The 20,917-nt window shown below is 37.4% G+C and carries 22 protein-coding genes; 14 read left to right on the plus strand and 8 right to left on the minus strand.

Annotation, left to right across the window (positions count from 1 at the left end; translation table 11 throughout):
- Positions 1-110: 110 nt before the first annotated feature.
- From BM012_RS11635 to BM012_RS11665, 7 genes are all read left to right on the plus strand, one after another.
- Positions 111-455, plus strand: coding sequence for an ArsR/SmtB family transcription factor (locus BM012_RS11635; RefSeq protein WP_061804663.1), 345 nt, complete (start codon positions 111-113; stop codon positions 453-455).
- Between the two features lie 15 nt (positions 456-470).
- Complete coding sequence (locus BM012_RS11640) at positions 471-1,769, plus strand: arsenical efflux pump membrane protein ArsB (RefSeq protein WP_061804662.1); 1,299 nt, start codon at positions 471-473, stop codon at positions 1,767-1,769.
- A gap of 15 nt (positions 1,770-1,784) precedes the next feature.
- Complete coding sequence (gene arsC, locus BM012_RS11645; RefSeq protein ID WP_061804661.1) at positions 1,785-2,204, plus strand: arsenate reductase (thioredoxin); 420 nt, start codon at positions 1,785-1,787, stop codon at positions 2,202-2,204.
- A 131-nt stretch (positions 2,205-2,335) separates the two neighbouring features.
- Entirely contained in the window at positions 2,336-2,950 is a 615-nt protein-coding gene (locus BM012_RS11650) for a PH domain-containing protein (RefSeq protein WP_061804660.1), read from the plus strand.
- 115 nt (positions 2,951-3,065) lie between these two features.
- Positions 3,066-4,118, plus strand: a complete 1,053-nt coding sequence (locus tag BM012_RS11655) for a response regulator transcription factor (protein WP_061804659.1) — start codon at positions 3,066-3,068, stop codon at positions 4,116-4,118.
- 189 nt (positions 4,119-4,307) lie between these two features.
- The gene (locus BM012_RS11660; RefSeq protein ID WP_061804658.1) at positions 4,308-5,153 is read left to right on the plus strand and encodes an ABC transporter ATP-binding protein; all 846 of its coding nucleotides are present in this window, start codon (positions 4,308-4,310) and stop codon (positions 5,151-5,153) included.
- Positions 5,153-5,857, plus strand: coding sequence for an ABC transporter permease (locus BM012_RS11665; RefSeq protein WP_061804657.1), 705 nt, complete (start codon positions 5,153-5,155; stop codon positions 5,855-5,857). The genes BM012_RS11660 and BM012_RS11665 overlap by 1 nt, the downstream gene beginning before the upstream one ends.
- Before the next feature lie 43 nt (positions 5,858-5,900).
- Here the strand turns inward: BM012_RS11665 and BM012_RS11670 are convergent, their stop codons facing one another.
- The 3 genes from BM012_RS11670 to BM012_RS11680 all read right to left on the minus strand — a co-directional run bounded on the left by BM012_RS11670 (position 5,901) and on the right by BM012_RS11680 (position 9,258).
- Positions 5,901-6,833, minus strand: coding sequence for an aldo/keto reductase (locus BM012_RS11670; RefSeq protein WP_061804656.1), 933 nt, complete (start codon positions 6,831-6,833; stop codon positions 5,901-5,903).
- Between the two features lie 36 nt (positions 6,834-6,869).
- Positions 6,870-7,664, minus strand: a complete 795-nt coding sequence (locus BM012_RS11675; RefSeq protein ID WP_061804655.1) for an SDR family oxidoreductase — start codon at positions 7,662-7,664, stop codon at positions 6,870-6,872.
- A gap of 85 nt (positions 7,665-7,749) precedes the next feature.
- Positions 7,750-9,258, minus strand: coding sequence for a UDP-N-acetylmuramoyl-L-alanyl-D-glutamate--2,6-diaminopimelate ligase (locus BM012_RS11680; protein ID WP_061804654.1), 1,509 nt, complete (start codon positions 9,256-9,258; stop codon positions 7,750-7,752).
- A gap of 177 nt (positions 9,259-9,435) precedes the next feature.
- Here BM012_RS11680 and BM012_RS11685 point away from each other — a divergent pair, with 177 nt between their 5' ends.
- From BM012_RS11685 to BM012_RS11695, 3 genes are all read left to right on the plus strand, one after another.
- A complete protein-coding gene (locus tag BM012_RS11685) occupies positions 9,436-10,473 on the plus strand; it encodes a Delta(5) desaturase DesA (protein WP_113714230.1) in 1,038 nt (345 codons plus the stop codon).
- A gap of 94 nt (positions 10,474-10,567) precedes the next feature.
- Entirely contained in the window at positions 10,568-11,716 is a 1,149-nt protein-coding gene (locus tag BM012_RS11690) for a sensor histidine kinase (protein ID WP_061804652.1), read from the plus strand.
- Entirely contained in the window at positions 11,713-12,312 is a 600-nt protein-coding gene (locus tag BM012_RS11695) for a response regulator transcription factor (protein WP_061804651.1), read from the plus strand. The genes BM012_RS11690 and BM012_RS11695 overlap by 4 nt, the downstream gene beginning before the upstream one ends.
- 34 nt (positions 12,313-12,346) lie before the next feature.
- Here the strand turns inward: BM012_RS11695 and BM012_RS11700 are convergent, their stop codons facing one another.
- From BM012_RS11700 to BM012_RS11715, 4 genes are all read right to left on the minus strand, one after another.
- Positions 12,347-12,820 (minus strand): hypothetical protein, encoded by a 474-nt coding sequence (locus BM012_RS11700; RefSeq protein ID WP_061804650.1) that lies wholly within the window; start codon positions 12,818-12,820, stop codon positions 12,347-12,349.
- A gap of 73 nt (positions 12,821-12,893) precedes the next feature.
- Positions 12,894-13,628 carry an ABC transporter permease gene (locus BM012_RS11705; protein ID WP_061804649.1) on the minus strand — a complete coding sequence of 245 codons (735 nt, stop codon included), beginning with the start codon at positions 13,626-13,628 and terminating at the stop codon, positions 12,894-12,896.
- Positions 13,628-14,335 (minus strand): ABC transporter permease, encoded by a 708-nt coding sequence (locus BM012_RS11710; RefSeq protein WP_061804648.1) that lies wholly within the window; start codon positions 14,333-14,335, stop codon positions 13,628-13,630. Before BM012_RS11710 ends, BM012_RS11705 begins: the two co-directional genes overlap by 1 nt.
- Complete coding sequence (locus BM012_RS11715; RefSeq protein WP_061804647.1) at positions 14,301-15,239, minus strand: ABC transporter ATP-binding protein; 939 nt, start codon at positions 15,237-15,239, stop codon at positions 14,301-14,303. Before BM012_RS11715 ends, BM012_RS11710 begins: the two co-directional genes overlap by 35 nt.
- Before the next feature lie 149 nt (positions 15,240-15,388).
- Between BM012_RS11715 and BM012_RS11720 the strand changes: the two genes are divergently transcribed.
- Positions 15,389-16,060, plus strand: a complete 672-nt coding sequence (locus BM012_RS11720; protein WP_061804646.1) for a response regulator transcription factor — start codon at positions 15,389-15,391, stop codon at positions 16,058-16,060.
- Positions 16,057-17,415 (plus strand): HAMP domain-containing sensor histidine kinase, encoded by a 1,359-nt coding sequence (locus BM012_RS11725; protein ID WP_061804645.1) that lies wholly within the window; start codon positions 16,057-16,059, stop codon positions 17,413-17,415. Before BM012_RS11720 ends, BM012_RS11725 begins: the two co-directional genes overlap by 4 nt.
- A 54-nt stretch (positions 17,416-17,469) precedes the next feature.
- Here the strand turns inward: BM012_RS11725 and BM012_RS11730 are convergent, their stop codons facing one another.
- A complete protein-coding gene (locus BM012_RS11730; RefSeq protein ID WP_061804644.1) occupies positions 17,470-18,669 on the minus strand; it encodes an MFS transporter in 1,200 nt (399 codons plus the stop codon).
- Between the two features lie 200 nt (positions 18,670-18,869).
- Between BM012_RS11730 and BM012_RS11735 the strand changes: the two genes are divergently transcribed.
- Together BM012_RS11735 and BM012_RS11740 are read left to right on the plus strand one after the other, a co-directional pair.
- The gene (locus BM012_RS11735; protein WP_082802592.1) at positions 18,870-19,202 is read left to right on the plus strand and encodes a DUF485 domain-containing protein; all 333 of its coding nucleotides are present in this window, start codon (positions 18,870-18,872) and stop codon (positions 19,200-19,202) included.
- A 15-nt stretch (positions 19,203-19,217) separates the two neighbouring features.
- Positions 19,218-20,750: a solute symporter family protein gene (locus BM012_RS11740; protein WP_061804643.1), complete on the plus strand. Its 1,533-nt coding sequence runs from the start codon at positions 19,218-19,220 to the stop codon at positions 20,748-20,750.
- The last annotated feature ends 167 nt before the right edge of the window (positions 20,751-20,917 follow it).

Below are 20,917 nucleotides of genomic sequence, written 5' to 3' on the forward strand. Positions count from 1 at the left end.
CGCAGAGTCTTTTCTGTGTCGTTTTTTTATTAAAAATCGGGTTGATTATATAAGCATATGGTTATATGATATTTTATATAAGCAAATACTTATATAAAGGAGGGAGAAGGATGGTAAATCAAGAGCTGAGCATTGAAGGTGCGGCAGCAGTTCTTAAAATTTTGGGCGATAAAACGCGCTTGTCTATAATGAAAGTTCTCGAAGGAGGGGAACGGTGCGTATGTGAGCTCGTTGAATTATATGACATAAGTCAGCCTGCTATAAGTCAACATTTAAAAAAAATGCGTGACATTGGACTTGTGAAAGAAAAAAGAAGAGGACAGTGGATGTTTTATAGTCTTAATAGTGAAAGTGCTGACTATGAGTGGATTTCTACTATTCTCAAACATTTTCCACATGAAGAAGAACGCTTAGATAAGCTTCAGAATAAAGGATTAAATATTTGCTGTGAATAGCAGGAGGAAACAACAATGATATCCGCAATTTTAGCATCTGTTATTTTTTTACTTACTTTAATTTTTGTAATATGGCAGCCACGAAATCTTTCAATCGGATGGTCTGCATGTGGGGGCGCTATTGTTGCTCTTCTTGCAGGCGTTGTGGACTTTGGCGATGTTATCGATGTAACGTCTATTGTTTGGAATGCCACGTTAACATTTGTCGCTATTATTCTCATCTCTCTTATCTTAGATGAAATTGGTTTTTTTGAATGGGCTGCTCTTCATATGGCAAAAGCGGCAAAAGGGAAAGGCGTGCGCATGTTTATTTATGTAGCGGTGTTAGGAGCGGTGGTTTCAGCTCTTTTTGCGAATGACGGGGGAGCTCTTATTCTTACGCCGATCGTTCTGGCAATGGTTCGGAATTTAAACTTCAGTGAAAAGATTGTTTTTCCGTTTATTATCGCAAGTGGTTTTATTGCAGACACAACATCTCTTCCGTTTGTTGTAAGCAATCTTGTTAATATTGTTTCAGCAGACTACTTTAACATTGGCTTTATTGAATATGCTTCTCGAATGATCATTCCAAACCTTTTTTCATTAGTAGCTAGCATTACTGTTTTATATTTATACTTTCGTAAAAGCATTCCAAAGTCATACGATCTCTCTGGATTAAAACGCCCTGAAGAAGCAATTAAAGATAAAAGAATGTTTAAAATTTCATGGTCTGTTTTAGCAGTTCTTCTAGTTGGATACTTTACAAGTGAATTCATCCATATTCCTGTCTCCATTATTGCAGGAATTGTGGCTCTTGTATTTTTAATGCTTGCAAGGAAAAGTCCATTTGTATCAACGAAAAAGGTTGTAAAAGGTGCACCGTGGGCAATCGTTTTTTTCTCAGTCGGAATGTATGTTGTTGTCTATGGGCTTCGTAATGCCGGATTAACTTCTATTCTTGCCAATGCTATTGAGTGGACAATGGACGGAGGCCTATTTGGAGCAACAATAGGAATGGGATTTATTGCAGCTATTCTTTCGTCTGTTATGAATAACTTGCCAACCGTTATGATTGATGCCATTGCTATCCATGAGACAAGTGCTACAGGAGTCGTGAAAGAAGCTCTTATTTATGCCAATGTGATTGGTTCTGACTTAGGACCAAAAATCACCCCTATTGGATCCCTAGCAACACTATTATGGCTTCATGTTCTAAGCTTAAAGGGTGTAAAGATTTCATGGGGGACGTACTTTAAGACCGGAATTGTCCTTACCATTCCTACCTTGTTCTTTACCCTATTAGGGTTATATCTTTGGTTACACATTATTTCATAAAAGGGGAAACAAAACATGTCGAAAAAAACAATCTATTTTTTATGTACAGGAAATTCTTGCCGAAGCCAAATGGCTGAAGGATGGGGAAAGAAGTATTTGGGAGAAAGTTGGAATGTTTATAGTGCGGGAATCGAAGCACATGGTCTGAACCCGAATGCTGTGAAAGCGATGAAAGAAGTTGATGTAGATATTTCAAACCAAACATCTGACATTATCGATAAAAGTATCTTAAATAGCGCTGATCTAGTTGTAACGCTTTGCGGAGATGCAGCTGATAAATGCCCAATGACTCCACCAAATGTAAAGCGTGAACATTGGGGGTTTGATGATCCAGCGAAAGCAGAAGGAACGGATGAAGAGAAATGGGCTTTCTTTCAACGTGTTCGTGATGAAATTGAAGAGAGAATCAAGAAGTTCTCCAAAGAAGGAAAATAGCGAAAAAGCCGCAAACTTGATTTGCGGCTTTTTTAATACAAAATTTATCAGAAATAAGTTTTCATTGAAGGGAAGACTTGTTAAAATTAGGGAGGGAATAACAATCTCTTCACGAGAAAGGATGCGAAAATATGTTTAAAAAGATGGCTTCAGATGCATTAGGATTATCAGATGTTGGGAAGATTATCAGCCCTGTTGACTATGATAAAACAGATGCAGACGACTATGTAATGCATGAAGATGATGAGAAAATCTATTTTTTAATTAAAACAAAAGCTGATGAATATTGCTTCACAAATTTAGCAATCATCCATGTTGATGGAGCAAATGCTGTTTCGTCAAAGAGAACATTGAAGCGCTATCCATATACCCAACATAAAATTGGCAATGTGGTGTTAGAAACCGCAGGTAAAATTGATATGGACGTTGAAATTAAATTCACGCTTGGAAATGAAAGATTTGATATTGATGTCCAAAAGAGTCAGATTGATCAATTAAAAGATTTATATAAAGCACTTCTTCGCATTTCTGAGATTACGTATGAAAATGATCTTTATATAAACATGGCTTCGCAAAGTTTAGATAAAGCAGTTCAAGTACTGCAAAATTCAAGAACAGATGATAATGACCTTTCCAAAACATACCATGATTTAACAGACTTTGGATTCAAATGGTTAACATCCGCTCGCGAACAATATCATTTAAAAGATTATGGCGAGATTTATGAGAAATATATTAATAACTGATTTCTTTCGTCGAAAAGAAGAATAGATCATAACAAGGTTCACTTTATTTTAAAGTGGACCTTGTTATGTAAAGAAAACACATTTCTAAACAGAGAGAAGAAGGTGTATATGAAACATGGCTATCTTAAGTATGAAAAATGTTGAGGAACGAAAGGGAAATGCCATTACGATTCCAAAAATGAGTCTGCATATTGATAAAGGGGAAATTGTTGCTATTCAATGCAATAGTGAAGTGGGAAAGAACCTATTAGGCATGCTTAGTGGAGAAATAGCAGTATTGAACGGAGAAATAACCCTTTTAGATGAGAAATACCCTTGCCCATTTCATAAGGTAGCTAACCAGATTGGAATCTTTTCATTAAATGAAGGAATGTACGAACGCTTAACAGTCAAAGAATACTTGCAGTTATTTAAACGACTGTATGATGTGGCAATAGACGTTGAAGAATATATACATAAAGCAGGCTTAACAGAGCTTAGGCAAAGTAAGATTGGTAAACTTTCTTATTCAGAGAAAAAAAGACTTCAGCTTGCTAAAACAATTTTACATAATCCGCAGTTCATCTTAATGGAGGAACCTGACCAAAATTTAGATATTGAGAGCAAGTTTATTATCCAACAGGTGATTAAAGAGCTTGCAGCACAAGGTACCTCTTTTCTTATTACAACAAGCAATTTTGAAAGTGCTGTGCTTCTTACAAACCATGTATACAAGCTAAATGAAGATGGAATGAAGAAGATTAAAGTTGTGGAGGAAATAGGAGAAATGGGTACAGCTTCTGATTCTGAAGTAAAGGAAGAAGAGAAAATAGTAGAAGAAATCCATCCAATTAACTTTGAGAAGATTCCAGCAAAAGTAGATGATAAAATTATTCTTTTTGATCCTACGGAAATTTCTTATGTTGAAAGCAATGAAGGAACAACATATCTTCATGTGAAGGAAGAAGCGTTTCCTTGTACATATAAGTTAAATGAACTGTTCAATCGTCTTCAACCATTTGGTTTTTTTAGATGTCATCGTTCGTATATTGTCAATTTACAAAAAGTACGAGAAGTTATTACATGGACAAGAAATAGCTATAGCCTTGTATTAGAAGATACCAAAAAAAGCTCGATTCCTCTTTCAAAAGGAAATTTAGCAGAACTAAAACAAATTCTTAGAATCTAATTTTTCTCCTCAACATGTAAGTTTTATCTTAAAAAGGTGTGGATTCATCTTCAAAATGACTCCTTTTAAGATGTTCTATACTCTTTTCACCCTTATTTTAATGCAGGTAAGCTCATCTCTCTCTAAACTTAAAGTAACAAATGCAACAAGCCACATTTTAAGTTGGTTTGATGAAAGGGAGCGAAATGGGTGGAAAACGTAATCGAAGTGAAAAACCTAGTAAAGTCTTTTGGAAATAAGATAGCTTTAAAAGACGTATCATTTAGTGTGAAAAAAGGAGAAACAATCGGATTTTTAGGGCCGAGTGGATCAGGCAAAACAACGACAATTAAAATCCTTACAGCACAGCTTCAACCAACAGGTGGAGATGTGAAAGTATTTGGTACATCTCTTAAGAAATTAAAAGATCCTCAGTATATGAAAAGAATTGGTGTATTAACAGATAACAGTGGTTTATATGATCGTCTCACGGTCTACGATAACTTAGCTCTTTATTGTGACCTGTATGAAATAGATAAACGTCGTATTCATGAAGTTCTTGTTGATGTTAATTTAGTAGAAGAAAAGAAAACGCGTATTCAAAAACTGTCAAAAGGGATGAAACAGCGCGTTACATTGGCAAGGGCTATTTTGCACAAGCCCCAATTATTGTTTCTTGACGAACCAACGTCAGCTCTAGATCCTGTAAATACTAAGCATATTCATAAAGGATTAAAAAGGTTGAATGCAGAAGGGACGACGATTTTTTTAACGACGCACGATATGCTTGAAGCGGAAGAGCTTTGTGACAGGGTTGCTTTTCTTCATAATGGAGAAGTTAGGCTTTTTGATGCTCCTGAAAAACTGCGCAGTCAACATAGTGACTCAACTGTTTCTCTGCTTTTAAAAGGACAGCGAAAGGTTGTTGTGGAAACAAATGAAGAAGGGGCAAAAGAAATTTATAACTATATGAAACAAGGCGAGCTATTAACAATTCATTCAAATGAGCCAACACTAGGAGACCTATTTGTGAAACTAACGGGGAGGGAACTGTAATGATTTTATCGTATAAACGCATTCAAGCTATTTTTATGAAAGATTGGAAGGACTTAATGCGAAACAGCTATGTTCTTGTTACATTGGCTCTTCCGCTTGTTTTTGCTATCATGTATAACAGAATGGGAGCTGGGGAAGTTGGGGCTTTATTTGCCATCAACTTTGCTTTTGTTATTGCTGGAGCATTTATTCAGTCGGCAATGGTTGCGGAAGAAAAAGAGAAAAATACGTTAAGAGGACTACTGCTTTCTCCTGCGAGTATAATAGAGGTTTTTATTGGAAAAAGTCTTTTATCAGCATTTGCTACCATATTAATTATTGCTGGTTGTATCCTTTTATCAAATTATGAGATTCCTTCTCTAGGCCTTTTTATTCTGCTTTCTCTTATTAACATTATTACGTTTATTGGAATAGGAACAATGCTTGGTTTGGTGTCAAAAACCGTTATGGAAACTTCTATCATTGGTATGCCTGTATTAATTATTTTTGGAATGGCATCAACAATAAAGACAGTGATAGAAAATGAAACGATCTTAAACATTATAGAATACTTGCCAAGTGAGCAATTTTCAGCTGCGTTGATTGAAATTAGCAAAGGGGCTGAACTAGGTGATATTACAAAAAATATAGCTGTATTAGGAGTATGGGCTATTGTTGCTGTTGTAGCTACTATTATCACATACAAAAAACGCCGCTTTGACTGAAAAAACCTGCTTAGAGCTCGTCCTCTAAGCAGGCTTTTGTTTATTAGCTGAAAATCTCATCAATTGCTTTAATTTCTTGTGGAGATAGTTCAACATCTAATGTTTGTAGGTTTGATTCAATTTGTGCTGGCTTTTTCGCACCAGGAATAACTAAGTCAATTGCATCGCGTGTTAAGTACCATGCAAGCACAATGTTTGCCATGTCTTGAGGCTTTTTATCAACGATTTCACGAAGCTTTTCCACTTTTGCAAGGCTTTCTTGGAACTTCTTGCCTTGGAATAAAGGCATGTCTGCACGTAAGTCATTAAACTTTGTGTTTTTGTCATATTTACCAGCTAAAAGTCCTGCTGCGAGTGGAAAGTATGGAACGAAAGAAATGCCGTTCTCTGCTGCATATGGAAGCAGTTCTTTTTCTGCATCACGTTGGAAAAGGTTGTACTCGCCTTGGTAAACATCAACGTAGCCATCTTTGTTTGCTTCTTTTAACTGTTCTAGAGAGAAGTTTGAAACACCAATAGAGCGGATTTTACCTTGGTCTTTTAGTTCTTTTAGTGCGCCAACAGCTTCATCTTTTGGTGTATCTTCGTCTGGAAAATGAATATAAAATAAGTCAATGTAGTCTGTTTGCAAGCGTTGTAAGCTATCTTCTACACATTGTTTTAAAAAGCTTGGTGAATTGTCCATAACCGTATCATCTCCAACAAACTTATGAGCGCCTTTTGTTGCGATGATAACGTCGCTGCGATTTCCTCTTTCTTGTAATACTTCGCCAATCAATTCTTCTGAACGTTTTGGACCATAAATGAAAGCTGTATCTAGCAGTGTAATTCCTTTGTCTAATGCTGTGCGAACGAGGTCTTTGCCGACTTCTTCATCAAGGTTTGGATAAAGGTTATGTCCTCCAACAGCATTAGCACCAAATCCAATTGGGTTTGCATATAAATCTGTTTTTCCAATTTGTACTTTTTTAGTCATTATATTCATCTCCTTTTCCATTTTATTATAATGCTTTTATAGCTTTTCGTTTAGCATTTTGCCTGGCCAAGTGTATGCCATATGACCGCCGTCTACGGTAATATATTCACCTGTCACATATGAGCTATCATCAGAAGCTAGGAAAAGAACAACGCCTGCAACTTCTTCAGGGGTGCCGAGTCTGCCCATTGGATCCACCCATTTATATGCTTCGCGAAATTTCTTTCCTGCTTTCGCTCCCATTAAGTCATCAAGAAGAGGAGTTTCAACTGTTCCTGGTGCAATTGCGTTAACGCGAATTCCATCTCTTGCATAGTCAATGGCCATTGCTCTTGTTAAGTTCGTAATACCGCCTTTCGCTGCATTATAACCTGAGCGGTCAAGGTCTGCTGCAAGGCCTGAGACAGAGGAGTTATTAATAATTGAACCGCCTTCTTCAAGCATAAGTGGAATAAGGTATTTACTAACAAGGAACGTACCTCGTAAGTCAACAGACATTAATTTATCCCACAATTCAACAGGATACTCATGAAGTCTTCCACCTTCTGTATCTGTTCCAGCATTATTGAATAAAATATCAATTGTTCCAAACTTTTCTTTCATCTCATCAGCAAACTTCATTACTTCATCTTGATTTGAGATATCTAGATAGTAAGCATATGCTTGTCCACCTTGCTCATTAATGTGATCCACAACCTCTTTTACCGCATCTTTTTTAATATCAGCACAAATAACGACTGCTCCTTCTTTGGAGAATCGTTCTGCTGTTGCCTTTCCAATACCAGAGCTCGCTCCAGTAATAATGGCTGTTTTAGATTGTAATCGACTCATAAACCAAAAACCTCCCTGAACGTTTCATTTCCTTCTATCAATAGGTGTACCCGCATGATTAGTTTATAAAACGTCAAAGGAGTTCTTATAGAAATGACTGTTGGTCATCTTCGTGAAAAGATTGGGGTGTTTCTTCACAATGAGTGCTTTTCTTTATTACGTATTGAACAGTTTCAATATCTGAAGAACAAGGAAGCGCATACGTGTTTTTATATTGTTCATTTCCTTTGCCTGTTACAAACACCCAGTCACCTTTAGCGCTTTTTTCAATAGCTTCTTTAATGGCAATTGTGCGGTCCTTTGTTATTCTTCCTTTCTTATTGCCAGCCTCTTTTTGAAGTTTTATTAGCTCAAGGAGCATATCTGAAGGAGAGACTGCTGTTAAATCGTCAAGCGTTAGCGTATATTCGTCTGAAAGTGAGCTTGATACTTGAACCATTTCTGCACGTTTTGATTGATCACGTCCATCCCGAAATCCAAAGACGTGGCGAATAGATTTTGCTTCACATGTTTTCGCTGCATTTAGACAATAAGAAAAAGAGTCTGCTGTATGGGCGTAGTCTACAACAATTGTTGCTCCGTGATAATCAAACATTTCAAAACGTCCTGGCACCCCTTTAAATGTTTTTAAGCTAGAGAGCAGTTTCTGGTTATCTAAACCAAGTTCAATCCCTGCAATATAAGCCATTGCAGCATTATAAATATTATGTTCACCAGGCATATTAAGATGAATATACAATTCCTCATGATGTTGATGAACAAGCAACGCTGAAGAGCATTGATTAGAAAGAACATGAAGAATCTTATAATCTGCATCATGAAGACGACTGAGAGAGAGAGAGTTTACTTTTTTTTGCTGTAGCATTGAAAAAAGCCTTTCGCCCCATTCAGTATCGATATTTATAATGGCTTTTCCATTTTCTTTAAGCTGTTGAAAAAGGCGTGCTTTTGTTAAAAAGTATTCTTCAAGACTACCATGATAATCAAGATGATCATGACTTAAGTTCGTAAACAAGCAAGCATCAAATGCAAGTCCTTCTACGCGGGCTTGTGCTAAGGCGTGTGATGAAACTTCCATAATCACGACATCATCATTGCTTTCAGAAAGAATACGGTTTAGTTCCAAACTATCTGGTGTTGTTGCTATTGAAGGGCGATTTTCCCCATTAATAATGTTCATAACAGAGCCGATCATTGTACAGCTTAACCCTTGTTCTTCAAAAAGGTGCTTTAATATAAATGTTGTTGTCGTTTTTCCATTTGTACCTGTTACACCAATCATCATATGTTTTTTGGAAGGGTTATGATAAAAATTCGAAGAAAGTTTAGCAAGTGATTCACGACTATTTCTAACACGAAAATAAGGAACGGGAAGGGGAGACTTTATCTCTTTTTCCCCAACAATAGCCACTGCTCCTCTCTTGATTGCATCCTCAATGTAATGATGACCATCAAACTGTCCGCCTGAGATGGCTACGAAAAGAGAGTTGTTTTGTACCTTCTTTGAATTAAAAGAAATAGAGTGAATCTCTAAATGAGGGATTTGAGGTTGATTTAAAAACTCTATGTCTTGTAAAACGTCCCTTATGTTCATGTTTGTACCTCCTTGCTATCTAAGTAGTAACGTTATTTTGTGAAGAAAGGGCGTTCTGTATACAAGAAATATAGGGAATATGACATTTGTCATACTCCGTATATGACATGTGCTACTACAAGCTCATTTTTTTCTTCTATATAATGAAAGACAACGATGAGGGAAGGAATTAAAAATATGAATAAACAAAAGCAATTAAGAAAAGATGTATCTCCTTATGAGAAAGCAGACACAAAGGCAAGTGTTAGACAACTAGTAAATACACTTGTTCCGTTTTTTGCTTTATGGTTTCTTGCTTATCAATCTTTAGAAATTTCTTATCTACTTACGCTTGCTTTCACTGTTATTGCGGCGGGGTTTCTTACACGAATTTTTATTATTTTCCATGACTGTTGTCACCATTCGTTCTTTAAAAATCGACGTTACAATAAAATTGTAGGAACTATAACAGGGATTATGACGCTTTTCCCTTACAATCAATGGGCACACAGCCACGCTATTCACCATGCTACAAGCGGAAATTTAGATAAACGCGGCGTTGGAGATATGTGGGTGCTTACAGTAAATGAATATAAGGAAGCTTCTTTTTGGACAAAAGTGGCGTACCGTTTATATCGAAACCCACTTATCATGTTTGGACTTGGACCAACATACGTGTTTCTTTTAACAAACCGCTTCAATAAAAAAGGAGCAAAGAAGAAAGAAAGATGGAACACGTATATTACAAACGTTGCGATTGCCCTTATTGTGACACTTTGTTGTGTTACACTAGGGTGGCAGAACTTTTTGCTAGTGCAAGGTCCAATTTTCTTGATCTCAGGAACAATTGGGGTTTGGCTCTTTTATGTGCAGCATCAGTTTGAGGATTCTTATTTTGAAGAAGATGAGCATTGGAACTATGTTCAAGCTGCTGTCGAAGGGAGCTCGTTTTATAAACTTCCGAAGCCTTTGCAATGGTTAACAGGAAATATTGGCTTTCACCATGTTCATCACTTAAGTCCACGAGTGCCGAACTATAAATTAGAAGAAGTGCATAACAAAACAGTTCCTCTTCAAAACGTCCCAACAATTACGTTAAAGACAAGTTTACAGTCCCTTAAGTTTCGACTGTGGGATGAGGAACAGAAAACATTTATTAGTTTTCATGAGCTGAAAAGACGTTCAGTAAAAGAGAAAAAAAGAAAGATTGTGGCTCAATCCAAAGTAGAGCTATAAGAAGGCTCGTTTAATACAGGTTTTCCACTGTGTTAAACGAGCCCCTTTTTTATGGGGTATAATAAAAGAATACTACGTTTAAAGAGGGGTATTAATGAAAAGACGATATAGAATATTCCAAAAGGTCACGGGTTTATCTCCGTATATTTGGAGTGTTTTTGCTATTTTACCTTTTTACTTTGTATTTCAATCTTCCTCTACTAATGAAGTGATAGCAGGGGTAGTGCTCAACATTTTGTTTTTTTTATTTTATCGTTTTGCTTTTATTTCAAAAGGGTGGCCTGTTTATTTGTGGGCATTTTTACTTATTAGCATTTCGATTGCACTAACAAGCATTTTCACCTATATTTATTTTGCTTTTTACTTTGCCTTTTTTCTAGCTTATTTTATTGGTCATGTTCAAAATAGGCTAATCTTTTTTACTCTTTATGCGGTTCATCTCATCAGTACATTTATATCTGTTAATTACAATACAATCATGACAGAAGAAGTGTACTTAAGACAGCTTCCGTTTATCTTTATTATTACATTAAGCGTTGTGGTGCTTCCATTTAGCATTTATAACAGAAGACAGCGTGATCGCCTTGAAGAAAAACTTGAAGATGCTAACAAACGAATTGCAGAACTGAGCAAACAAGAAGAGAGGCAGAGGATTGCAAGAGATCTTCACGATACGCTTGGACAAAAGCTTTCACTTATTGGACTAAAAAGTGATTTAGCACGAAAATTAATTCAAAAAGACCCAGAGCAAGCTAAAATAGAAATAAAAGATGTTCAGCAGACGGCAAGAACAGCTCTTAATGAAGTCCGGAAGATGGTGTCTCAAATGAGAGGGATTAAGCTGAAGGAAGAGCTTGTTTGCGTCGAACAAATTTTAACAGCTGCAGATATTGATCTTGTTGTAGAGGAGCGCCTTGATGTGAATACGATTTCTCCACTTCTTGAAAATATCTTAAGTATGTGTTTGAAAGAAGCGGTAACGAACGTTGTGAAACATAGCGGTGCATCACTTTGTATTATTGAGACATGGAAGACTATTGATGAGAGCGGCATTACAATCAGAGATAATGGAAAAGGCTTTGATACACATAAAAGGACTATAAAAGGAAACGGGCTTATCGGGATGGAAGAGCGATTAGAGTTTGTGAATGGACAGCTTGAAATGGATGTGGAGAGTGGAGCAACTATTAGAATTAAAGTGCCGAATATTGTAAAACAAGAAGAGAAGGGACGAGTGAGATGATTCGTATAGTCATTGCCGAAGATCAACGCATGCTTTTAGGAGCATTAGGTTCGCTTCTTAGTTTAGAAGATGATATGGAAATAGTCGGAAAAGCCTCAAACGGAGAAGAAGCTGTTTCCTTAGCTCACAAGCAGCAACCAGATGTTTGTATTATGGATATTGAAATGCCTATAAAAACAGGTCTTGAAGCAGCTGAAGAATTAAAAGAGTCAAACTGTAAAGTGATTATTTTAACTACCTTTGCACGTTCTGGCTATTTTCAGCGGGCATTAAAAGCAGGAGTAAGCGGCTATTTATTAAAAGATAGTCCAAGTGAAGAGCTCGCAAGTTCTATTCGCAGTATTATGAGTGGGCGCCGTATTTATGCTCCAGAGCTTATCGATGATGCATACGCAGAAGAAAATCCGCTTACAGAACGTGAAAAAGAAGTATTAAGTCTTATTGCAGACGGAAAGAATACAAGAGAAATCGCAGATGCTCTTTCTATTAAAAACGGAACAGTGCGAAACTATATTTCAACAATCTTAGATAAGCTTGAAGTGAAAAATAGAATTGAAGCCATTACGCGTTTTAAGGAAAAAGGCTGGTTTAAATAAAAGAGCGAGATGAATGTTCATCTCGCTTTTTTTATTATGCTTTTGGCTTAAATCCTTCTTCATCTAAATATTCCAATGCTTCATCGTATGTTAGAAATGATCCGTCAAGATTTAGTCCTGCGTATGTGTTCCACATATCGTGCTCATACATAAGAATAAGAGTATGACCGTCATCATCAATCCAATGTTCTACTTCTTCATCCCCAGCAATAGCTTGTTCCTCATGTGATGGTGGAGCAAGAGATGCAATGGCTTTCTCAACGATTGTACGAAGCTCTTCTTCAGTAAAATCGCGAATATTCACCATACCTCTTTCATCAATCTCGTATTCGTCAAGATATTCACCGTAAACAAACCCATTTCCGTTTGGGTGAAGATGATACACAACGTTCTTTTTATCTGTCACACTTTCTTCATAGTGGAAATTAACGCGCTTAAGCGAAACATTTTTACGCTGAAGCTGCGGGAAAGATTCAATAATAGCTAGTTTTTGTTCAAAAGTTAGCATGTGGCCTCCAAGAAAAGATATTTTTCGTTCGGTTCATTATATCATTAAGAACAGTAGAGACCAACAAGCGTTATTAGTAGGCTTTACGTTTGAAAGAGAAGAAGCCGCAAATAAAGAAGACGAGAAAGCTGCCGCCGATAACGAAAATGAGTGTTTCAGTGGAAATTGAAAGTGAATATATATTATTAGCATCTTCTGAAATCATCGCAAGGGCTGGCTGAACCCACGGATAAAAAGGACCGTACGTTTCTGAATTTACAATAAGTATATTTGGCACTGTGAAAATCACGTTCAAAGCAAGCGATGCGCCAAAGCTTGCCCAAAGAGAAGAAGCCCAAATTTGTAATGTTGCAAGTGGAACAGAAGCAATAAATCCACTTAGAACACCTTTAAGCATATAGTCCTCTGGTATGACAGATCCTCCGTTAATCGCTGAAGCGAGTAATATGCTTCCTAGGAAAAACAGCTGAATGAGAGCGCAAATCATAACGATGAAAAGGAGTTTGGCAAGAAACACATTTCCTTTTCGAACGGGCTGGACAAGCAGCTGTTTCCATCCGCCATTAAGATGTTCATGACGGCAAAGAAAAGCCGCAAATATCCCGATAAGAAGAGGAAAAAGTAAAATGGTGTGTGAGGCAGCTCCAGATTGATATAGGTGCATAAGTGTAATTTTTCCACTCTCTACTTTTAGGTCGTCGGGAAATGCCAAACCATCAGTAAGGATGATAAGAGGGCTAATAAGCAATAATAGCCAGATTTTTGTCCGTTTTAACTTCAATAATTCTGCTCTCATAAGAGGTATCATTAACTATTCACATCCTTTTTTGTGAAATGAACTGTGCTAAACCCTAACAAAATTAGACCAACAACAATGCCAAGGAAAACGTTAATAATTGGTTTATCCCACTGGTTACTTAAAGAAGGCCAGCTCCAAATAGTCCATCGTGGTAAAGCTCCTCCAAAAATAGAGCCAACAATTCCAATAGCAAGTGGAAGAGCTTGGTTATTAAGTACAACTGAAAGCCATAATTGTAGCGCTACAACTGGAAGTGCAGCTAAGAAAGGATAAAAGCATGTTTTGAATAATAGGGCAATCGAAATATCAGTTCCAAACCCTAAGCTGATCCCAAGAATAACAATGCCAATTGCGAGCAAAATGCAAGATGTTGTCAATAAAATAAAAGCCAGAGAGAACTTCCCCATAAAAATCTTCGTTTTTGAAAGAGGAAGTGACAATAAATGCTTCCACGATGTTGATTGATGTTCGAGAGATGAAATCAGTGAAGCAACAAGCGTAGCGCCGAGCATTAAAGCAAACACAGAGAGCATATTGGCTTCGCCGATTAACCCTTTCCATAAATCATCTTTATAGAGATCTGTTAAATAGTCATATCTCAGCCCAAAGTTTAAAGCTTCAAGAGCAATCACCCCAAAAGGTCCAAGAAAAGCTAATCCCCATATCCACTTCCGCTTAATTTTAAGAAATTCGGCTTTTAAAAGTGCTTTGTACATTTGTGCCTTCCTCCTTTATAAGATCAAGGAAAATATCTTCTAGCGATTTTTTATTTTCTTCCACCCGATAAATGCTAATGCCGTGACGAACAAGGAGACTAATAACTTTCGCAATGGCTTCATCCTCCGCTTCTACCATGATTTTTTCTTCCTCTCGATAAGCTTGGATTCCATATGAAACAATGTGCTTAAACGTTTCTTCAGGCGAACTTGTTGTAAATGAAACAGAGGCGGAAGCGAAACGACGCAGTTCTTCAATACGATCTTGGAAGATGAGTCGTCCTTTTGAAATGATTCCAACATATGTAGCCATTTGGTCAATCTCACTTAAAAGGTGACTTGAAACAATAATTGTAATACCCCGTTCTTTTGCAAGAGATTTAATGAGTGTACGAATTTCTAAAATTCCTTGTGGGTCAAGTCCATTTGTTGGCTCATCTAAAATAAGTAATTTAGGATCTCCAAGAAGTGCGATCGCAATCCCAAGTCGCTGTTTCATTCCTAATGAATATTCTTTAACTTTCTTTTTGGCTGCTTTTTCAAGCCCTACAATTTCTAATACTTCTTTAATTTTAGATTTTGGGGCTTTACGGAGAACACGGTAAACTTCCAAATTCTCAATAGCATTTAAATGTCCATAGTAGGATGGATTTTCAACAAGTGCACCAATTTCTTTTAATGCTTCAATGCGATTTTTGCGCAGATCTTTGCCAAAAACTGAAATAGAACCATGAGAAGGTTTGATTAACCCTAGGAGCATTCGAATTGTTGTTGTTTTTCCAGCTCCATTAGGTCCTAAAAATCCATAAACTGCTCCACGTGGAATTTGTAAATTAATGCGATTTACAACCGCGTCACTTTTATATTTTTTCGTTAAATCATTTGCCGTTAAAATATTTTCCATTTTCATCACCTCACAAATCATTGTAGACAGAGAAGGTTAATAATGGAGAAGGGTAAGGTTAAGTTTTGGTTAAATGTAGGAAAATAGTTTCCAATTTTCTTTTTTAGTTCTATCATAAGATTAGAAACTATTAGGTTGAGGGTGGTTTTATGAAAAACATCGTTTATATAGAAGATGATGAAACAATCGGGAAATGGTTGAAGGAAGAGCTTGAAGACAACGGATATCATGTGTCATGGTATCTTTCAGACGAGGGCAGTGAAGAAGGAATGAAAAATGCGGATTTAGTCATTTTAGATGTTATGTTACCAGGTCTTGATGGGTTTACGCTCGGTCAGCGCTTTAAAAACAACTACAATGATGTGCCAATCATTATGCTGACAGCAAGAACAGCTCTTGATGATAAAGTGCAAGGGCTAACGTTTGCAGATGATTATTTAACAAAACCTTTTCATCCAAAAGAGCTAATGGCCCGTATAGAAGTGCTGCTCAGGCGCTATAACCGTCAGGAAGAAGACTGTAGAACGGTTGGACATTTGGATGTGTATACAAAGCAACAGCGTATTATTCGTCGAAGTGATGGCGAAGAGATTATCCTGTCAGGAAAACAGCATCAGCTTTTCTTCTTTTTCACACGACATTTTAATCAAACACTAACAAAAGAACAGATATTTGAAAGCATATGGAAAGACCCATATATTGAAGGAGATAAAACGCTCACCGTTCACATTCGCCACCTCCGCGAAAAAGTAGAGGAAGACCCAAGCAAGCCAAAAGTGATTGAAACAATTCGCGGCATCGGGTATCGGATGAAGGCATGAGAAAGCTTAATTCGTTAACAGCACGGTATATTCTGATTGTTTTATTAGCAATTATTATGCTTCCAGTAGCAATGCTAGCTAGTGGAGTTCTTTATATTAGCCCATGGTATAAAAAGCAGGATGAGCCTTATTATCCAAGCTATGAAGTTGTTGATACGTGGCATAAGGAATCTAAAAAAATGATGCCTCATGACGTTCAAAGTGTAAAAAAAGCTTTTAGCAAAGTAGAAAAGAGCTATAAATCTACAGCAATGGTTTATGTGAATGGAAATGGAGAAACAGTGTTAAAGGAAGGAGCTCCTGTAAATCTCCCAACAGAGTGGAATGCAATGACAACCATGGATTTTATGAAAAGCAGCATTGATAGCGATCCTTTTACTGTTGTTTCCTATGTAGGTGGGAAGAAAGAAGCAGGGTTTGTTATTTTGCAAATGCCACGTTCTTATATTACGGCTATAAATCGGGATGAGAACCCACTATATGATTTCCTTACTTTTCTTCTCTCTATTATCATTATTGTTTTATTTCTACTGATTTCTTGGTTCTTCTTCCGCAGCATCCGAAGACGTCTTCTGCGCCTTCAAGATGCAATGGAAATGCCAAATGCTCGGAATGTTCCTCCTAAAATACAGATATCAAGAAAAGATGAAATTGGGGCTCTTGAGCAATCATTTAATAATATGCTTACGGCATTAGAAGAAAGTCAGCAAAATGAGCGTGAAGAAGAAAGTGCACGTCGCAAGCTTATTGCTGACCTTTCTCACGATTTGCGAACACCGCTCACCGCCCTAAAAGCGCAAATTTACTCTTTGAAGAAGGAAGTTCACTCTCAGAAAGGTGAAGAAACGATTGCTCTTGCTGATGAAAAAATTCATTATTTAGGAGAGCTCATTGAAAACCTCCTTTCTTATTCATTACTCACTTCAAACAAATATCCATATAAGCCGGAGAAAACGGATATAGTGAGGCTTGTTCGCACAACGGTTGCCTGCTGGTATGATCGCTTGGAAGAGGAAGGCTTTGAAGTGGATATAGAGATTCAAGGAGATGACATTAAAAGCAATATTGATGTGAACTGGTTCCAGCGTATGATTGATAATGTCATTCAAAATGTGATTCGCCATGCAAAAGATGGTCAGTTTATTGGGTTTTATATGGAAGGAAAAGGTGAAGAGTATAAAATATCAGTTGTGGATCATGGCCCAGGATTTACGAACACAAGTGGAAACAAACACGGTCGAGGGATTGGAATGTCGATTATTGCTCTTATGGCTGAAGCGATGAATATTAAATGGAAAGTAGACTCAAATGAAAATGGCACAACTTTTAAGTTTTATTATAAGAAGTCTTTATAATAAAACTGATTTAAGAGCAAAAGCTCATCTTCTAAGAAGATGAGCTTTTGCTTGTTAAGCAAGTTCTCTTTGTTTGGTTTCCCTTCCAAAAAAGGCCACAGCGACAACCCCAACGATAATAGATAGACAGAAGATGGTAAAAATCGTGGCAACAGAAGATCCGCTGCTCATTAAATAGCCAACAGCAAGTGGACCTAAAATCCCGCCAACTCTACCGAATGAAGCGGCCATTCCTGCACCTGTTCCACGAACTTCAGTTGGATATTGCTCAGGCGTATAAGCATAAAGAGCTCCCCACGCTCCGAGATTAAAAAATGAAAGAAACATACCTGATGCGAGTAAGAGCGGTAATGTTTCAGCTGTTCCGAATAAAAGGGCGCTCGCAGCAGTTCCGAGTAGAAACGTTACAAGTACAAACTTGCGTCCAGCTCGTTCAATGAGCCATGCAGCTGTAAAGTAACCTGGAAGCTGGGCAAGGGTCATAATAAGCACATATTCAAAGCTTTTAATAAGGCTAAAACCTTTCAACACCATGACGCTTGGCAGCCATAAAAACATACCGTAATAAGAGAACACAACTGTAAACCAAAGCACCCAAAGGACAATCGTTTGTTTGCGAACTTCTTTCGACCACACTTTTGCAATGTTTTGAGAAAATGAAGGTTTCTTCTCAAGTGCCAAATAGCGTGGTGAATCTGGTAACCCGATGCGTAGATATAACGCATAAAAAGCAGGAAGAGCTGTAATTAAAAGTGCAATTTGCCAGCCATACGTTGGAATAATAAAGTAGGAGATAAGAGCAGCAAGCAACCAGCCAAAAGCCCAGAAGCTTTCAAGCAACACAACTGTTTTCCCTCTTTTTTCTGGAGCAACGGTTTCGGAAACAAGCGTAGAAGCAACAGGAAGTTCCCCGCCAAGCCCCATACCGATAAAGAAGCGTAATAATAAAAACACAAACAATGTTGGAGCAAGTGCTGATAAGCCACTTCCGATTGAAAAAAGTAAGAGCGTTATAATAAAGACCGGTTTTCGGCCAATTCGATCAGCTAAAAGTCCAAAAATCAGGGCTCCAACAGCCATACCAATTGAATTAACGCTTCCAATCCAGCTCATCTCTTCAGGTGTTAATTTCCACTCAATTTGCAAAGCAGCAATAATAAAGGAAAGAATTCCGACGTCTAGGGCATCGAACATCCACCCAAGCCCAGCAACTCCAAGCAGTTTTCGCTCAGATAGGGATTTTTGTGCCTTCATATTCTTTTCATCTCCTGTATAGATTAATGTAGATACATATGCTGATTAATAGTTTACATATGTCTTTACACTTTGTCACTAAATAGTTCAAAAATAATAAAAAACAGAATTTACTAATTATTTAGAAAAATATATAATAGATATATCTCTGTGGAAGGAGGGAAATTTGGAGGAGGAATGAACAATAAGGGGGAGTTGTTGTGGAAGGGAAAGAAGTGAAGTTAGAGAGGGAAGAACAAGAATTAGATTACACGGAGCTTGTCCAATCTCCAACATTTCAACGGCTCATGTGTGAAAAACGTCGTTTTATTTTACCTTTTTCACTATTCTTTTTAGCTTTTTATTTCACGCTACCTGTTTTAACTGCCTATTTTACCTTCTTAAATGAGACGGCTTTTTGGTCTTTAACATGGGCATGGGTTTTTGCATTTGCGCAATTCATCATGACTTGGACACTCTGTATGATTTACACAAAGCGCTCTCAAAAGTTTGATGTGCTTGTAGAAGATCTAAAAAAAGAAGCTGGCCGTTAAAGGGGGAAGTTTAGGATGAACGTACTTGCTTTTTCACTATTTTTAGCAATTGTAGCTCTTACACTTATTATTACGTATTATGCCTCAAAACGAACAAAAACAACCAGTGATTTTTATACAGCAGACGGAAGTTTAACAGGGTGGCAAAATGGATTAGCTATTGCAGGAGATTATATGTCAGCAGCTTCGTTCTTGGGAATTGCTGGAATGATAGCGCTTTCGGGTTTTGATGGCTTCTTCTATAGTATTGGCTTTCTTGTTGCTTACCTTGTTGTTCTATACATTGTAGCAGAACCTCTAAGAAACCTTGGGAAATATACAATGGCAGATATGATTGCTGCTCGTTTTAACGAAAAAAAGGTACGTGGAGTTGCTGCTTTAAACACAATTACAATCTCTATCTTTTATATGATTGCTCAGCTTGTAGGAGCTGGCGGTTTAATTAAACTTCTCCTTGGAATTGATTACGTATATTCTGTTCTTATTGTAGGGGTCCTCATGACCATTTATGTGGTATTTGGCGGAATGACTGCTACAAGCTGGGTTCAAATTACAAAAGCTGTTTTACTTATGATTGGAACGTTTATTATTTCTATTATTGTGTTTTCAAAATTTGATTTTAGCATTGCTAAGATGTTCAGTGAGATGAAAAGTGCTACACCGCTCGGAGAAAGCTTTCTTCATCCAGGTAATAAATTTACAAACCCTCTTGATATGATTTCTCTTAACTTAGCTTTAGTACTTGGTACAGCAGGGCTTCCACATATTCTGATTCGCTTCTTTACTGTTAAGGATGCCATTACCGCTCGAAAATCAGTTGTTTACGCAACTTGGATTATTGGTATTTTCTATATTATGACGATTTTCTTAGGGTTTGGAGCTGCGGCATTTGTAGGATTTGATAATATTACAGCAGCAGATGCGGCTGGGAATATGGCTGCTCCACTGCTAGCTCAAGTATTAGGAGGAGACTTTTTATTTGCTTTCGTTTCTGCTGTAGCTTTTGCGACGATTCTAGCAGTTGTTGCAGGGCTTGTTCTTTCAGCAGCTTCCGCTTTTGCACATGATTTTTATAGTCATATTGTAAGAAAAGGAAAAGCAACAGAAGGTGAACAAATTGTTGCTGCACGCTGGGCGTCAATTGGAGTTGCTGTCCTTTCTATCATATTAGCCCTATTCGCTCAAAAGCTTAATGTGGCGTTTCTTGTAGCTCTTGCTTTTGCTGTCGCAGCAAGTGCTAACTTGCCTATTATTTTATTTACGATTTTTTGGAAGCGCTTCAATACAACAGGTGCTGTAACAGGTATGCTTGTTGGATTAATTAGTTCTCTTGTTCTCGTCATTGCAGGACCTAACGTTTGGTCTCCTGAGGTTGGGGGAGCTATTCTCGTAGGAGATCCACTCTTTTCATTAGCAAACCCTGGGATTGTGTCTATTCCACTGGGGTTCTTAGGTGCCTATCTTGGTACAATCTTCTCTAGTAAAAAAGCAGATCAGAAAAAATTTGATGAAATTCTGATTAAAGCAAACACAGGAATGAAAAACTAAGAAAGAAAGACTGCCTTGTTTGGCAGTCTTTTTTATATATTAAAACGATGCGCTTTCTTAACGGAGGAGAATAGAAATTCCTGCTAAACGTTTTCTTTTAAGATCAAAATAGTGATAGAATATAGTGTGATTAAAACAGCCCAATTGACAAGAGGCGGGGGTGAAGG

This window comes from Priestia endophytica DSM 13796, assembly GCF_900115845.1.
GTDB lineage: Bacteria > Bacillota > Bacilli > Bacillales > Bacillaceae_H > Bacillus_I > Bacillus_I endophytica.